The organism is Methylobacterium sp. WL64 (assembly GCF_008039945.1).
In the GTDB taxonomy this organism is placed as follows: domain Bacteria; phylum Pseudomonadota; class Alphaproteobacteria; order Rhizobiales; family Beijerinckiaceae; genus Methylobacterium.
Genome location: NZ_VRVA01000015.1, coordinates 43,718 through 59,127 on the forward strand (window position 1 = coordinate 43,718; position 15,410 = coordinate 59,127).

At 69.0% G+C, this 15,410-nt stretch carries 16 protein-coding genes; 5 read left to right on the plus strand and 11 right to left on the minus strand.

The genetic code is table 11. From position 1 onward, the window contains the following. Positions 1-11: 11 nt before the first annotated feature. Positions 12-1,226 (minus strand): ABC transporter substrate-binding protein, encoded by a 1,215-nt coding sequence (locus FV242_RS10305; protein ID WP_147938860.1) that lies wholly within the window; start codon positions 1,224-1,226, stop codon positions 12-14. Between the two features lie 175 nt (positions 1,227-1,401). After that, positions 1,402-1,995, minus strand: coding sequence for a cupin domain-containing protein (locus FV242_RS10310; RefSeq protein ID WP_147907129.1), 594 nt, complete (start codon positions 1,993-1,995; stop codon positions 1,402-1,404). 173 nt (positions 1,996-2,168) lie between these two features. Here FV242_RS10310 and FV242_RS10315 point away from each other — a divergent pair, with 173 nt between their 5' ends. From FV242_RS10315 to FV242_RS10330, 4 genes are read left to right on the plus strand one after another with little or no spacing between them, the layout of a single operon-like run. Then, entirely contained in the window at positions 2,169-2,936 is a 768-nt protein-coding gene (locus FV242_RS10315) for an ABC transporter substrate-binding protein (RefSeq protein ID WP_147907086.1), read from the plus strand. A gap of 5 nt (positions 2,937-2,941) precedes the next feature. Beyond that, the gene (locus FV242_RS10320; RefSeq protein ID WP_147855084.1) at positions 2,942-3,595 is read left to right on the plus strand and encodes an amino acid ABC transporter permease; all 654 of its coding nucleotides are present in this window, start codon (positions 2,942-2,944) and stop codon (positions 3,593-3,595) included. Continuing rightward, the gene (locus FV242_RS10325) at positions 3,592-4,323 is read left to right on the plus strand and encodes an amino acid ABC transporter ATP-binding protein (protein WP_147907087.1); all 732 of its coding nucleotides are present in this window, start codon (positions 3,592-3,594) and stop codon (positions 4,321-4,323) included. The genes FV242_RS10320 and FV242_RS10325 overlap by 4 nt, the downstream gene beginning before the upstream one ends. A gap of 8 nt (positions 4,324-4,331) precedes the next feature. Further along, positions 4,332-5,621 carry an FAD-binding oxidoreductase gene (locus FV242_RS10330; RefSeq protein ID WP_147938861.1) on the plus strand — a complete coding sequence of 430 codons (1,290 nt, stop codon included), beginning with the start codon at positions 4,332-4,334 and terminating at the stop codon, positions 5,619-5,621. 40 nt (positions 5,622-5,661) lie between these two features. Here the strand turns inward: FV242_RS10330 and FV242_RS10335 are convergent, their stop codons facing one another. The 7 genes from FV242_RS10335 to FV242_RS10365 form a co-directional block, all read right to left on the minus strand. After that, positions 5,662-6,297, minus strand: coding sequence for a class I SAM-dependent methyltransferase (locus FV242_RS10335; RefSeq protein WP_147938862.1), 636 nt, complete (start codon positions 6,295-6,297; stop codon positions 5,662-5,664). 102 nt (positions 6,298-6,399) lie between these two features. Beyond that, a complete protein-coding gene (locus FV242_RS10340) occupies positions 6,400-7,158 on the minus strand; it encodes a DeoR/GlpR family DNA-binding transcription regulator (RefSeq protein ID WP_147907090.1) in 759 nt (252 codons plus the stop codon). Positions 7,159-7,218: 60 nt separating this feature from the next. Continuing rightward, positions 7,219-8,220 carry a 4-hydroxythreonine-4-phosphate dehydrogenase PdxA gene (pdxA, locus tag FV242_RS10345; RefSeq protein WP_147938863.1) on the minus strand — a complete coding sequence of 334 codons (1,002 nt, stop codon included), beginning with the start codon at positions 8,218-8,220 and terminating at the stop codon, positions 7,219-7,221. Next, complete coding sequence (locus FV242_RS10350; RefSeq protein WP_147938864.1) at positions 8,217-9,461, minus strand: four-carbon acid sugar kinase family protein; 1,245 nt, start codon at positions 9,459-9,461, stop codon at positions 8,217-8,219. Before FV242_RS10350 ends, pdxA begins: the two co-directional genes overlap by 4 nt. Before the next feature lies 1 nt (position 9,462). Beyond that, on the minus strand, positions 9,463-10,476 hold the full coding sequence (locus tag FV242_RS10355) for a 2-keto-3-deoxygluconate permease (protein WP_147907093.1): 1,014 nt from the start codon (positions 10,474-10,476) through the stop codon (positions 9,463-9,465). A gap of 362 nt (positions 10,477-10,838) precedes the next feature. After that, complete coding sequence (locus FV242_RS10360) at positions 10,839-11,483, minus strand: hypothetical protein (protein ID WP_147938865.1); 645 nt, start codon at positions 11,481-11,483, stop codon at positions 10,839-10,841. Beyond that, on the minus strand, positions 11,480-12,121 hold the full coding sequence (locus tag FV242_RS10365; RefSeq protein WP_147938866.1) for a hypothetical protein: 642 nt from the start codon (positions 12,119-12,121) through the stop codon (positions 11,480-11,482). Before FV242_RS10365 ends, FV242_RS10360 begins: the two co-directional genes overlap by 4 nt. 120 nt (positions 12,122-12,241) lie before the next feature. Between FV242_RS10365 and FV242_RS10370 the strand changes: the two genes are divergently transcribed. Then, positions 12,242-13,195, plus strand: coding sequence for a hypothetical protein (locus tag FV242_RS10370; protein ID WP_147938885.1), 954 nt, complete (start codon positions 12,242-12,244; stop codon positions 13,193-13,195). On the opposite strand, the gene FV242_RS10375 is transcribed toward FV242_RS10370, so the two are convergent. Together FV242_RS10375 and FV242_RS10380 are read right to left on the minus strand one after the other, a co-directional pair. Continuing rightward, the gene (locus FV242_RS10375) at positions 13,183-14,364 is read right to left on the minus strand and encodes a glycosyltransferase family 4 protein (RefSeq protein ID WP_147938867.1); all 1,182 of its coding nucleotides are present in this window, start codon (positions 14,362-14,364) and stop codon (positions 13,183-13,185) included. The two genes, FV242_RS10370 and FV242_RS10375, sit on opposite strands and share 13 nt — an antisense overlap. Further along, positions 14,364-15,404, minus strand: a complete 1,041-nt coding sequence (locus tag FV242_RS10380; protein ID WP_147938868.1) for a glycosyltransferase family 4 protein — start codon at positions 15,402-15,404, stop codon at positions 14,364-14,366. Before FV242_RS10380 ends, FV242_RS10375 begins: the two co-directional genes overlap by 1 nt. Positions 15,405-15,410 lie beyond the last annotated feature (6 nt).

Sequence of the window (15,410 nt, forward strand, 5' to 3'; positions counted from 1 at the left end):
ATGCGCCGAGCCTATTGCGCGGCGGCCAGGGGACACCCCCCGTCGGCGAGGGGGCGGAACGCCTGCTCGGCCGGGATGGTGTCGAGGAGCTTGTACAGGTCCCATTCGCCCTTCGATTCGGCGGGCGCCTTCACCTCGAACAGGTACATCGGGTGCAGCTTGCGGCCATCGACTCGGATCGAGCCCTTGCCGAACAGCGGATCGTCGGTGGGGTTGGCCTTCATCCAGGCCATGGTCGTCTGCGGATCCTTCGACTTCGTCGCCGCGACGGCCTTCAGGTAGTGCAGGAGGCCGGCATAGACGCCCGCCTGGTTCATCGTCGGCATGGCGCCGTTGTGGCGCGGCGCGAAACGCTCGGAGAAGGCGCGCGTGCCGGGGTTGAGATCCCAGTAGAAGGACTCGGTCAGCACCAGTCCGCGGGCCGTCTGCAGGCCGAGCGAATGCACGTCCACCGCGTAGACGAGCAATGCCGCCAGGGTCTGACCGCTCTCCGTCAGACCGAACTCGTGGGCCTGCTTGACGGCGTTGATCGTGTCGCCGCCGGCGTTGGCGAGCCCGACCACCTTCGCCCCCGACGCCTGCGCCTGAAGCAGGAACGACGAGAAGTCCGTGGCCGGGAACGGCACCTTGGCGGCACCGAGCACGCGGCCCCCGCCCTTCTGGACGACCGCGGAGGCCTCGTTCTGGAGCGAGATCCCGAACGCGTAGTCGGCGGTGAGGAAGTACCAGGACTCGCCCCCGCGCTTGAGCATCGCGCCGGCCGTGCCGTGCGCGAGGGCATAGGTGTCGTAGGTCCACTGGATCGTATTGGGCGAGCAGGCCTTGCCGGTCAGATCCGTGGTCCCGGCGCCGGAATCGATGAAGATCCGGTTCTTTTCGCGCGTGACCTGGCTGACCGCCAAGGCCACCGAGGACGTCGGCACGTCGAAGATCGCGTCGACTCCGTCGCGATCGTACCATTGCCGCGCGATGGCGGCGCCGACATCCGGCTTGTTCTGGTGGTCGGCGGAGACGAGATCGACCCGCACGTCGGCGTCGGTCTTGGCGAAATCCTCGATCGCGAGCCGCGCGGCGACCACTGACCCCTGGCCTCCCGTATCGGAGTAGACCCCCGACATATCGTTCAGGACACCCACCTTCACGGTGATCGGCTCCGCCGCGGCTGCCCCGGCCATCGCGCCGCAGGCGATCGCGGCCGAGAGGACGCAGCTGCGGATCAGCGCCATGGTGGACCTCCCGTGGAATGCTTCTCTTTGTGAGTGTTACGAGGGCACGTGCTACAACTCAGCGTCAAGACCGATCGCCATGGTCTGCGAGACACCGAGCCGAAGTCTCGTTCCGCCGGCGCGCATCGCGGCCCGGACGGCTGCGCTTATCCGCGCGCGCGCGCACTGCGGCCCTTCACGGATCCGGTGTTCGATCCGCCCCCAAGGCGTTGACCCACAGGACGACGGCACGCGTCCGGCCGTCCGGATTGCCGAACCGGTGCGGCCGATGGCTGGCGAAGCGGAAGCTGTCGCCGGCGGCGAGGTCCAGCGTCCGGGCTTCCACCACGAGGGTCAGACGCCCCTCGAGCACAAGTCCGGCCTCCTCGCCGTCGTGGCTGAACAGCTCGTCGCCCGTGCTGGCCTTCGGCTCGAGCACCATGTGGAACAGGCTGAGGCTCGGCGTCCTGCCCGCGGGCGTCAGCAGTTGCTTGGTGATCCCGGCGCGCCAGAGCTTGAGTTCCGCCCGGTCCCGCTCGAACACCACGATCGGGTCGGGGTCCTTCTCCGGGGCGGTCGTCTCGAACAGGCCGCCGATCCCGGTCTGGAGCGTGTCGGCGAGCAGGGCCAGGACGCGCAGGGACGGCGAGGACAGGCCGCGCTCTACCTGGCTGATGAACCCGATCGAGAGCCCGGTGCTGGCCGCGACCTTCTCCAGGGACAGCCGTCGCTCCTGGCGCAGGGCGCGCAGCCGCTGGCCCACGGCCCGGTCCACGGGATCGGCCGCCATCGGTTCGACTTTGGGCCTGCTCACCGCAGCGTCATCCTGGAGAATCCGTGCCATCTTCATGCACGTGAAATCATCTTGCGTCGAGCCGCGAACCGTGCGGTAATCTTCACGAATATGAAAACAGACGAGCGATAGCGCAGAGCCGCGCTATGCAAGTGTCGAGGATCCGCGCCATGAGACGCCTGCTTCCAAGCCTGGGCTTGAGCCTCGCCCTCCTGATCGCCGGCCCGGCCAGGGCCGAGCCGCCCCTGAGGGTCGGCGCCACGCCGACCGGCTTGCCGTTCACCTTCCTCGACACCAAGACCAACACGATCCAGGGGGTCATGGTGGATCTCGTGAACGCGGTCGGCAAGGAGGCCGGCTTCGCCGTCGCAGTCGAGCCCCTACAATTCTCGACCCTGATCCCGGCGCTCACCGCCTCGAAGATCGACATCATTTCGGCGGCGATGTTCATCACGCCCCAGCGCAAGGAGATCGTGTCTTTCTCGGCCCCGGTCTACAGCTACGGCGAGGGATTGATCGTCCCGAAGGCCGACACCAAGGACTACACGTCCTTCGCCGACCTGAAGGGTGAGACCGTCGGCGCCCAGGTCGGCACCGCCTTCGTCGATCCGTTAAAGAAGTCGGGCCTGTTCGCCGAGGTGAAGATCTACGACGCGATCCCGGACATCATCCGAGACGTGAATTCCGGGCGGCTGAAGGCCGGCTTCGCCGACGCTCCAATCCTGGCCTACTACGTCAAGCAGGGGATGTTTCCCGGCGTCCGGCTGGTCGAGACCCTCAAGCCGACCGTCGTGGCCGCGGTGGGCATCAGCGTGCGCAAGGCCGACACCGCCCTGCTCGCCAAGATCGACGCCGCGCTCGCCAAGCTGAAGGCCGACGGGACCCTTGAGAAGATCCTGACGAAGTGGGGTCTGCCGCCCTCGGCCGACCGGTCCTGAGCTTCATGCGCGAGTTCCTGGCCGACGCGCAGGATTATCTGCCGATCCTGTTCCAGGGCGTGCAGCTTACGGTTCTGATCACCCTGGCTTCCCTTGTCGTCTCGACCGTCCTCGGCCTGTTCTGGGCGGTGCTGCGGGTCTCCGGCATCGCCGTGCTGGCGGGGTTCAGCGCGGTGATGATCAACATCCTGCGCGGCATCCCGATCATCGTGCAGCTTTTCTACATCTACTTCGTGCTGCCGGATTTCGGCCTGTCGCTCACGGCGGTGCAGGCAGCGATCATCGGGCTCGGAATCGCCTATTCTGCCTATCAGGCCGAGAACTTCCGGGCCGGTATCGAGGCTGTGGACCGCGGGCAGGTCGAGGCTGCCCTGTCGATCGGTATGGGCTGGTGGATGACCATGCGTCGGGTGATCCTGCCCCAGGCGGTCAAGATCGCGCTGCCGCCCTACGGCAACATCATGATCATGATGCTCAAGGATTCGTCGCAAGCCTCGACCATCACGGTCGCGGAACTCGCCCTCCAGGGCAAGCTCATCGCCTCCTCCACGTTCAAAAATACCAGCGTCTACACCATGGTGGCGCTGATGTACTTGGCGCTGAGCCTGCCGCTGATCCTCCTGGTGCGTCATCTCGAAGCGAAGGGGCGCCACCGGTGATCGTCCTCCAGGATGTGCACAAGCATTACGGCTCGCTGGAAGTGATCAAGGGCGTCTCGGCCGAGGTCACCAAGGGCGAGGTGGTCTGCATCATCGGGCCGTCGGGTTCCGGCAAGTCGACGCTGCTGCGCTGCATCAACGGGCTCGAAGCCTATGACGGCGGCGAGATCCGGGTCGACGGCCAGCGCGTCGACCGGGACAAGCGGAGCATCCAAGCGGTGCGGACCCGCGTGTCCATGGTGTTCCAGCGCTTCAACCTGTTCGCCAACCGCACTGCGCTGGAGAACGTCGTCGAGGGGCCCATCCACGTGAAGCGGGAGCCCCGCGCCGAGGTCGAAGAGCGCGCTCGGGCGCTGCTCGCCCGGGTCGGCCTCGCCGGCAAGGAGCACGCCCGGCCCGACGCGCTGTCCGGCGGCCAGCAGCAGCGCGTCGCCATCGCGCGGGCCCTGGCCATGCGTCCCGAGGCGATCCTGTTCGACGAGCCGACATCGGCCCTCGATCCGGAGCTGGTCGGCGATGTCCTGCGGGTGATGCGCGGGCTGGCGGACGAGGGCATGACCATGATCGTCGTGACCCACGAGATCGGGTTCGCCCGGGAAGTCGCCGATCGCGTGCTGTTCCTCGACGGCGGTCGCCTGGTCGAGCAGGGGCCGGCCGCCGAGATCCTCAATCGCCCGCAACACCCGCGCACCCAAGACTTCCTGCAGCGCGTGCTGCATCCGCTCTAGGGATTACCGTGGCCGAACCGTTTCCCCTCGCTCCGTCGCTCTGGGCCACCACCGCACCACCGGGACCCGAGACGCCGCCCCTGTCCGAATCCGGGCACGCCGATGTGGTGATCGTCGGCGGCGGCTTCTGCGGCCTCTCGACCGCCCTGCACCTCGCCGAGCGCGGGATCCGACCGGTCGTGCTGGAGGCTCGCGAAGTCGGCTTCGGCGGGTCCGGGCGCAACGGCGGCCAAGTGATCCCGGGCCTGAAATATGATCCCGCCGACCTCGTCGCCAAGTTCGGGCACGAGCGCGGCGAGCGGCTCGCGCGCTTTGCGGGAAGCACCGCCGACACGGTCTTCGACCTGATCGCCCGACACGCGATGGACGTGCCGCACCAACGCGCCGGCTGGATCCAGGGCGCGCATACCGCGGCCGGGCTCGTCGAGGTCGCGCGCCGGGCGGAGCAATGGGCCGGGCTCGGTGCGCCGACCCGGGTCCTCGACAAGTCCGAGACCGCGCGGCTCCTCGGAACGGAGCGATACCTGGGCGGCTGGCTCGACGGCCGTGGCGGTGCGGTCCAGCCGCTGAGCTACGCCCGCGGTCTCGCTCGCGCTGCATTGAAGGCCGGCGCCGCCATCCACGGAGGCAGCCCTGTCACCGGCTTGGCCCGCAGCGGATCGACCTGGACCGTTACGACCGCTCAAGGCGCGCGGCTCTCGACCGAGCGGGTCGTCCTGTGCACCAACGGCTACACGGGCGGGCTTTGGCCCGGGCTCGCGCAGACCGTGATCGCGGCGAATTCCTTCCAGGTTGCCACGAAGCCGCTCTCGGACAACCTCCGCCGCTCGATCCTGCCCGAGGGGCAAGTCTCCTCGGACACGCGCAAGCTGCTGCTGTATTTCCGCCTCGACCATACCGGCCGCCTGCTGATGGGCGGCCGTGGGCCGTTCCGCGAACCGCGCAGTGCCCGCGACTGGGCTCATCTCGAGCGCATTGTCGGCAAGCTGTTCCCGCATCTCGACGGGATCGCGTTCGACCATCGCTGGTGCGGCCGGGTGGCGATCACGCAGGATTACCTACCGCATCTCCACGAGCCCGCGCCCGGGCTCCTCATCGACATCGGCTGCCAGGGGCGCGGTGTCGGCCTTCAATCCACTATGGGGCGGTTGATCGCCGATTACGTCGTGACCGGGGATCCGGACCGTCTGCCACTGCCGCTGACACCGGTCGCACCGCTGCCGCTGCACGCGTTCCACCGCCTGTACGTCTCGGCCATCATCGCCTGGTACCGGCTCAGCGACGGCGGCATCCGCTGACGCGGACGCTCGGATTCACCCTCCCGATCCGGACGGGCTGTCAGGCCGGCCCTGTCCATCCGATGACCGCCGTCAGCGGGTCGCCCGAGCCTGCCGCGCGCTTCAGGATGCGGGTCTCGACGCGCGCTAAGCCCGCGCGCTGCAGGTACAGGTTGACCAGCCGCGCGTGCCCCTCGCCATCGAGCGCGCTCCAGATCGCGATCGCCTTGGTCGGGAAGCAGCGGTTCGAGAAACTGATGATCACCGGTGCGCCGGGGCGCAGGATGCGGGCGACCTCGGACAGGACGTCCACGGGGCGTTGTAGGTACTGCACCGAGACGCACATCAAAGCCGCGTCCACGCTCGCCGTGTCGAGCGGCAGGCGCGGCTCGGCGTTGAGGTCCTGCACGAAGTGCCGGGCCAGGCGCGGGTTGGCGGCCAGCTCCGCCGCGTTCATGCCGTGGCCGATGACGCTTTCGTAGGCGACCTCGTCCGGCAGGTGGCTAATCCAGCTCGACATCAGGTCGAGGACGATGCCGCCCGCAGGCACGACCGCGCGGTAGAGGTCGGTCACGGCGGCGATCGCGGCCGCGTCGATGTGGGTGACCAGCCGCGGCTGCGCGTAGAACAGCGGATCGGGATGGTGGTCGGGCTTGGCGAATGCCTCCGGCGGCAGCTCCGGCAGGTCCTGGGTCATGATCGGTCCACCTTTGTCGGCCGCAGCACCGGGATCGTACACCGCGCGCTGTGATACGACCGTCCCGCCGCTTGATCGCGTCCGCCAACGGCGCCGCGTCGATCAGGTGCCGGCGACGATGATGGAGGCGCCTGCGTCCGCGAGGTGCCGCCGCTGGTCCGGTGGAACTGTCGCGTCGGTGACCAAAGTCCAGCGCCGTGGGAGCGGAGCCCAGGCCATCTGCTCCGCGCGCCCGAGCTTGCCCGCGTTGGCCAGCACGATCGTCTCGCGCGCCTGCGCGATCATCACGGATTTGAGCGCGACCTGATCGAGGCTCGCCTCGCACAGGCCGCGTCCAGCGACCACGCCGTCCGCACTCATCACCGTTCGATCCGCGGTCATCCTCTGCAGGGCTTCGACGGCGAGAGGGCCGACGGTGCTCATGCTCGTGGCTCTCAGGCTGCCGCCGAGGACGACGAGATCGATTCCGGGCGCCTGCGCCAGGCAGGGCAGCAGCGCCAGATTGTTCGTGATGATGCGCAGCCGTCGATCGAGCAGGAGGCGCCCGAAGGCCGTGACCGTCGAGCCGGCATCGAGGATGAGGGTCTCGCCATCCGCGATGAGTGCGAGCGCCGCCCGGGCGATCGCTTGTTTCTCGGGGCCGTTGATCGCCGACCTCTGGTCGAGAGTGGTCTCGGGCATGGCCCCGGCCAGGATTGCGCCGCCGTAGGTCCGTCGCACCGCCTTGGTGTCGGAGAGGTGCTGCAGATCGCGCCGGACGGTCGAGGCTGAGACGCCGAACCGTCGGGCGAGATCGTCCACATCGATCTCACCGAGCCCCAGCGCCTCCAGCAGCCGCGCCCGGCGTTCCGTACCGCGCATAGCCCTGCTCTTCCTACCTGCCCGCGACAGGAGGCGCTTCCATCCGTCCCGACGATCCTGTCAAGCCGCGGATGGTTTCGGCGCCAGCTCGACCGCCTGCCGCAGGGCTTCGATGAGGCTGCGCTCATCCGCGACACCCGTCCCGGCGATGTCGAAGGCCGTCCCGTGGTCGACGGAGGTGCGGATCACCGGAAGCCCGACCGTGATGTTCACCCCGGCCTCGAGACCCAACACCTTGATCGGGCCATGACCCTGATCGTGATACATGGCGACCACCATGTCGTAATCGCCTCGACCGGCCAGGAAGAACAGGGTGTCGGCCGGCAGGGGGCCACGAACGTCCCAGCCCTTGGCGCGACAGGCCTCGACCGCCGGCGTGATCTTCTCCGCCTCCTCGCCATGACCGAACAGACCGTTCTCGCCCGCATGCGGATTGATGGCGCAGACGCCGATCTTCGGCTCGGCGATGCCGGCCTTCACCAGCACCGCGTGCCCGCGGGCGATGACGCGCTCGACGAGTCCCGGCTCGATTCGCGCGATCGCGTCGATCAGGCCGATATGGGTCGTGACGTGGATCACTCGCAGCTTGGGGGAGACCAGCATCATCGAGACTTCCGGCGTCCCGGTGAGATGGGCCAGCATCTCGGTGTGGCCGGGAAACTTGTGACCCGCCGCGTGCAGCGCTTCCTTCGACAGGGGCGCTGTGCAGATCCCCTGCGCCTGACCCGCCTGGACGATCTCCACCGCCGCCGCGATGCAGCGATAGGCGGTCTCGCCGGCGATCGGGGACAGCTTTCCGAACGGTAGGTCGTCGGGCACGCATTTCAGATCGATGCACTGGACCGCGTCGGTGTCGAACGTCGCGTCGCCGGCATCGGCGAGCGCGTCGACCCCGATCGTGGCTCCGACGATGCGTCCGGCATGACGAAGGCGCCCGGCATCGCCGACCACCAGTGGTTGGCAGATCGCGTGGACCTCCGGATGCGCCAGCGCCTTCATGATGATCTCCGGCCCGATGCCGGCGGGATCGCCCATGGTGATGGCGATGGTCGGACGGGTCATGTCAGGCTTCCTTCAATTCGCGCTCTGCGCAGGCGGTCACGAATGCGCGTGAGGCTATCGGCATCGCCGAACGCCCCGGCTTTCGTGGCGATAGGGATCGAAAGCCGACCCAGCGTGAGGCCGAGCGAGACGCCCGGCTCGATCTCGTCGGCCAGCTGGATTCCGTGGATATCGAAGCGCGTCAACAGCGCCGCCGCGGTCTCGCCGCCCGTGGCCGCCAGCGCCCCGATCTGATGCGCGATCGGCGCCAGTGCGTCTGCGAGCCCGTGCGCGAGCCGGGGCCCGAGACTCATGTCGGGGTCGGCGCCGATCAGGATCTCGACCAGGACATCCTGACCAGCCGTCAGCCGCTCCGCGAGCTCCGCCGTCAGATGCCCCTGGCCTTCGGAGGCCAGCAATGTCTCCGGGGAGACCGGCAGATGCGCCACGGCACCGTCGGCAACGAGACGCTTGGCACCGGCGCGCGAGACTTCGGCGAGTGAACCGACGACGAGGAGCGTGCCGCGCCTGTCCGGCCTGATCCGGACCGGCTCGCGCGCAGCCTTCGGCCCGGCGGCCGCAAGTGCGTGCGCCAGCCCGGCACTGCCGATGAAGCAGGCCGACGGCGTCGCTGCCAGGCCGGCCTCGGCGATACGGTGCAGATCGTCGTCGGTCTCGGCATCGCAGACGACGATTTCGTCAGGACCGGCAGCAGCCTCCGCCAGCACTTCGGCAAGACAGCCGCTGCGCACCGTCGGCAGGGTGATCGTCCTGGCCCGTGTCCCGGCAGTCGCCAGCATCGCGCCGAGGTCGGCACTGGCATAGGTATGATCGCGCCGCCAGACCTCCGCCTCTTCCAACGGACGGCCGCCGACCCGCATCCGGCCGTCCACCGTGGTCCGGCCCGTCGCGGGGAAAGCCGGTGCCAGCACGCCGAAGGCCGGTTGACCGGACCAGTTACGCAGATGCGCCAGCGTTGCAGCGCTCTCGGCGGCGGGCTGCCCCCGCATCGTCGAATCGATCTTCTTGAACAGGCGTCGATCCGCGCTGTGCAGCCGCTGCAACAGGGCGGCATGGCGCCCGGCTGCGGCCTGCGCGGACAGACCGCGGCTGTCCGCATCGTACGACAGGATCGGAACCCGATCGTCCGGAGCCGCATCGCCCCAGATCACCGCAGCCGCGCTCCCACGCCGTCGGAACGCGATCGCGCAGTCGGCGGCGCCCGTCAGATCGTCGGCGAGGATGAGCCAGCGCGCGCTCATCTCAGGCACGGCTGACCGGCACGGGACCAACGGGCTCTCCATCGAGCGCCTCCGTCTCGTCCTCTCCACGGCCGACGACCCGCGCGGTCCAGGCCGTGACGATCGGGACCAAGATCGCCGTGACGACGACGCAGGCGGCGACGAGGATCGTCGCGGGACCGGCGGCATCCGTGTAGGCCGGATTGGCCGCAGCCACGATCGCCGGCACGGCTGCGGCATTGCCGGCCGTCGATGCGGCGGCAACGCCCGCCACGCCGGTGCCGCCTGTCAGGCGATCGGCGAGGAACAGCGGGATCCCGGTGAGGACCACGACCGCGACCCCCATCGCCAAGCCCAGCAGGCCGGCTTGCCACACCTTGGTCAGATCGAGGCCCGCCCCGAGGGCGAAGGCGAAGAACGGGATCATCACCGGAATCGCGCGGCTCAGGAACGCGCGCATCTCTCGGTCGAGGTTCCCGATGATCATGCCGACGAGGAGCGGGAGAACCGCGCCGACCAGCGTTTGCCAGGGAAACGCCGAGAGGCCGGCGACGCCCAGCGTCACCATCGTCAGAAAGGGGCCGCTCTCGAGCGACATGACCGTGTAGGCCCCGACATCGCGCGGGCGCCCGTATTGGCCCATCAGCGCCATGTAGAGACCGCCATTCGTGTCGTTCATGCTTGCGACGATGGCCAGGGTGGACAGCCCCGCGAACATTCCGGCGGCAACCGGCGCCTCACCGAGAACCCGTCCGAAGATCAGCCCCAGGATCAAGGCGATCCCGATCTTCACGACGAGCAGGGTGCCACCTTTCTTGACGATGTAAGGGGTGGCGCGAAAATCGATGCTCGCACCCATGCAGACATAGAAGACGGCCAGGATCGTCAGAGCACCCGAGAACAGCGCCCCCGTGAAAGAGCCAAAATACTTCGGCGTTCCTGGGAAGAACGTCGCGATCAATGCGCCGGTAAGAAGGGGCACGACCATCATGCCGCCCGGGACACGCTCGATCGCCCGCTTGATCGGGATCTGCATGCTCGTTTCCTCCCTGCGTAATGCGCGCGAATTTTTGTATAACGGGCGGCAATACCCACCACGCATGGCGAACAAATTGCGCATTCCGCGCAAATCGTCAATTCGGATGCGTATTTCGCGCACGGATCGGACCCGCCATTCCCGTCCGCAACGCCTTCTTCAGGTTCCTCGGCGTGGCACAGGCACCGCCGTCAACCCAGGTTTGCGGATACTGTCCGCAGCGCTGATGGCTGGGACAGGGTCTATCGAGGCGCTGTGTTCATAGTAACTCAGGGTATAATGGCCGATATCGATCAATTTCAGCGAGGTATTATTTGATATTTTCAACTGGCATATTTGGGTGTGACGGACTTCAGAGTATGTTAAATATGCTTCCATGCGTCGAGAACAGGACCGGTAGCCGTATCCGGCTTCGCAGCGCCGATGAAGATTACGACTGGGCCATGAGCCTCGCGACGGGGATCATAGAAATCTAACGGGCCCGGATGGACGTTCTGGATGAAATCCGGATAGCGGCCGTCTCGGCGGAGCAGGTGATCGATCACGACTTGGTCTCCATGCACCGCGTTCGGGACCGGGCCGCAGGAACCGGCCGCCATCCAGCGTGCGGGATCGGCCGTGAAGGTCGCGTAGAGGCCGGCGAGGTCGTCCCCGTCCCAGCGCATAAGGGCGCTGGAGAGCCGGCCGTGGTGGAAATAATCCTCCATGGCGGCGAAGCCGGGCTCGGCCAGGGCGTCGGCCGGTCCGGTGAGGACGGTATCGAGATCGCACAGCAGAGCCGTGCCGCGCACGAGGCCCGGACGGAACGCCTCCATCTTGGCCCACCAGGCCGGCCAGCCGTGCCGCAGCGGTACCCGCTCGACACCCGCTACATCGAGCGGAAGGTCGGTCAGGCAGAGGAACCGGTCGAAGGCCGGCGCGTGGCGGCGCACGCCCTGGGCCAGGCGCTCGACCCAGGTCGCATCGTAGCGCCCGCCACTCCTGAGGACGGTGATCAGCGTGGTCATGATGCGTCCGACGCCTCGGGTGGGTGCAGGCGCAGGCGCCCGGCTGCTGCGGCCTCTGCGAACCAGGCCCGCTCGGCTGCCCAGGGATGGCCGGGCCACCCCGCGAAGCCGAAGCCGTGGATGTTCACCTCACCAGAATCCGTGGGGCGGTCGAGCAGCAGTGCGAGGCTCACCAGGAAGCCGGTGCTCGGGTTCGGGCAATCCTTGGTGCCGCGCGCGAGCCGGCGCCTCGCCTCGTCGTGCAGGGCCTCGGGCAGGAGATGGACTGGCTTGCCGAGGGGCCGCAGCAGCACCAGCGCCTCGCGGGTCCAGCAGATCGGTTCAGGCGCGTTCGCTTCGGTAGGCAGCATCGGGAACGGCAGGATGAACGCCTCTGCCTGCCGGACCACCGGGCGGTCCAGGAAGCCTGGATCGGCCAGCCATTCCCGCATCTGCCCGCCGCGATTGACCAGGGCCAGATGCGTGACGCGCGAGCCTGTGCGCCCGCCGAAGCCCGGGGCGTTGTTGAAGCGCACGACTTGGTGGGCCGCGTCGATCGTGCGCGCGACCGGTCCGATCCCGGGCGCGTTTCCGACGATGGCGATGGAGCCGCGCGGGTCAGCGCGCTCCGGGCGGAGGGAGTCGAGGGCGATGGACATGGGCGGCTGGGTCGCGAGGAACAGCCAAGGTATGGCACCGGCTCCGCGTCGCCAGGGCGCCGCGACAAACCGGAGCGCTCGGTGAAGCCCCCACGCCGCTGCTTCGTTTGCGCCGCCGACATGCTGGCGCCGAACGCGCGGGTCCTCGATTTCCCGGGCGGGTGGCGGCGACTGTTCACAATCGGGTGTGCCTCCTGCGGCGTGCTGATCGATCCGGATGCGGACGCCGACCGATGCTGGCGGGATCTTGCTGGGCGGCTCGCCGCGCCCGTCTTCGTTCCCGACCCGGAGGCGGGCTACGGCCTCGACCTCTACACCCTGCGCAGCGCCGCAACCCGGCTCGGCCGCGGGATCCGCACCCTCGGCCCGGCTGATCGCATCGCCCTGCTCCAACCGCACAGCGTGCGCGCCGCCCAAGGCGCCCTGTACGACCTCGATGGCGCAGAGCGGCGTCCGGTCTCGCTCGGGGTGATCTGCCGCCCGGCCGAGCGGGACTCCGTGCTGGCGGCGCTGCCGGCGCAGGCCGTTTGGACCTCGGATGTCGCGATCCTGCTGGATGCGCCGGCTGCCCCGGCCCTTGCCGTTGATGTTCCGGGCTTCGCTCCCGGCGCCGTGCGGCTGGCGGCGCGTCCCCTCGCGGGCGATTTCGCCGCCCAACGCAACGCTCTGCAGGACTTCGCCCGCAACGACTGGATGCTGCAGCTCGACGCCGACGAGGTCCTGGATCCCGAGACCGGTAGGCATCTTCCAGCGCTGGCAGTGCTCGCCGAGGCCGGCGACGTCGTGTCGGTTGGGCTTCCCCGGCGCAATCGTGTCGACGGCATCCTGTCGGATGTCTACCCGGACGTGCAGTACCGGCTAAACCGGACCGGGACGCGCTATGTCGGCCGCGTGCACGAGCGGCCGGCGCTGCTCGGCGGCTGGCCCCGGAGCTTCATCGCGCTCCACGGAGTGATCGACCATGCACTCAGCGGTGCCCATGTCCGGGCACGCTCCCAGCACTACGAGGCGCTGGATCCGGGGCGCGGGCGGCCGGACGAGCGGGAGGCGCTGCTGCGCCCCTACCGCGCCTGATCGATCGCCCGCCGGTAGAGGTCCAAGGTTTCGCGTCCGAGGCTCGTCCGGTCGAACCGGCCAGCCGCCGTCAGCGCGCGGGCTCGGTAGGCCGAACGCAGGGCGGGATCACGCAGGAGCGGGCGCAGAGCTTCGGCAACGGCGGGGCCGGTCGCCGCCCGCGCCAGCGGCCCCGCCTCGGGGGCGCCGACGAAGGCCCGGGCACTCGCATCCTCGGCGCAGGCCACCACCGGCCGGCCATAGGCCAGGGCCTCCTGGTAGACGAGGCCGAAGCTTTCGTAGCGCGAGGGCGCCAGGACGACGTGCGCGCCCGCATAGGCCTCGGCTAGGCCCTCCGCGTCGATCCGGCCGCGAGCCCGGATGCGGCTCCTGGCGGCATCCGACAGGTCCGCCGGCAGGTCGCCCGGGGGGACCCCGACGAGTTCGAGCGAGAAGGGCGGAAACTCGCCTCGCACCTGTTCTGCAGCCAGGATCGCCATGGCGTCGAGCAGGGCGTCGAAGCCTTTGCGCGCCTCAGCCCGGCCGACGAACAGCAGGCGCACCGGTCCCGCCCCGTCCGCCGGATAAGGCGCCGCCCGGGCGGCGGCCGCGATCTCCGGCGGTAGGCTGAGGCCGATGACCGCCTCCGGCCTCCCACCCGACAGCCCGTAGGCCCGGGCGATCACACCGGCATGCGCCGCCGTGTTGGCGATCAGCCCGGCGCTGCTTCTGGCCTGCCGGCGCTCCAGTCGGTCGGCGGCGGCGCCGTCGAGGCGATGGCGCAGGTTGGGGCGGCCTTCGCGGGTGAAGGCGGCGGGCGTCGAGCTGCGCGTTACGATGGGCAGGTCCCAGCGGCCTGTGAGCAGCACCGCCGGGGCGTACCAGTTCGTCGCCTCGACGACGGCGAACGCCGCCCGGGCGTGCTCAGCCAGCACCGATTTCCGGAAGGCCAGCGGCGCCGCGAGATGACCGACCGTGCCCCAAAGGCGCAGTCGCGACAGCAGGCTCTCAGGCGGTATCGCGATACCGAGCACGGTGACGCCGCCGACCCGCTCCCGGCCGGTCCGGTCCAGGGTGAAGACCGTGACGTCGGTGCCCGCCTCGGCGAGGCTTTCGGCGATCTCGCGGGCCGCCGTCGAGAGGCCGCTGGGGGATGGCGGGTAGTCCCAGGCCAGGAGCGCCGTGCGCATCAGCGGGCGAGCAGGCGACGGTAGAGTGCGAGGTAATCGCGTGCCATGCGCTCGGCGGTGAAGCGTTCTTCGAAGGTTTTTCGAATGTGTGCGCGGTCGAGGCTGGCGACTCTTCGCATAGCCTTCACGGCCTGCGCCTCGGACTCGACGATGAACCCCGTCACGCCGTCTTCGACGATCTCCGGGACCGATCCGCGGTTCCAGGCCACCACCGGGGTGCCGCAGGCCATCGCCTCGATCATCACCAGCCCGAACGGCTCGGGCCAGTCGATCGGGAACAGCAGCGCCCGGGCGCTACCCAGGAGCGAACCCTTCTGGGCATCGTCCAACGGCCCGAGATAGGTCGCGTCGGGCCCGAGCAGCGGGCGGACCTGGCGGTCGAAATAGGCGGGGTTGCCGACATCGACGGTGCCGCCGAGACGGATCGGCATCCCGGCCGCCCGGGCGACGCGGATCGCGGTGTCCGGGCGCTTCTGGTCGGTCATCCGGCCCACGAAGGCGACATGCGCCTCCGGCTCGGCCCGGAAAACGTAGCGGTCCCGATCGATGCCGTGATGCACGATCCCGGCGCGGTTGGACGCCGGGATGCCGGATTCCTGCGCGGCCGAGATCGCCGCCACCGGAAGATCGGGGAAGCCGGCGAAAAACAGCGCCCGGTCGAGCTCGTCCACCCGCCAATGCACCGTGGTCAGGCTGCGCGTTCGGGCCGCGCCGAGCAGCGCCGCGTGCGCGAACTCGCCGTGGCAATGCACGATGTCGAAATCGGGCAGCCGCAGTCGCAGCGCCTCCAGCTGCAGGGCGTCGAGCGCCGCCGGAACCCCGGGCGCGACCCGGCCGTGGCGTTGTTCCAGGGCCGCGAGGCTCGGGTAATCGCCGACACGGGGTAAGTCTGTCGCACTGTCCGAGGAGGCAAATAACGTTATTTCCACGCCCAAGCTTCGGAGCGCCGTGCTGAGATCGTGCACAACCCGCTCGGTGCCGCCGTGATGGTTTGGGGGAACGGGAAAAATGTTCGGCGCGACTTGGGCAACACGGATCACGACGCC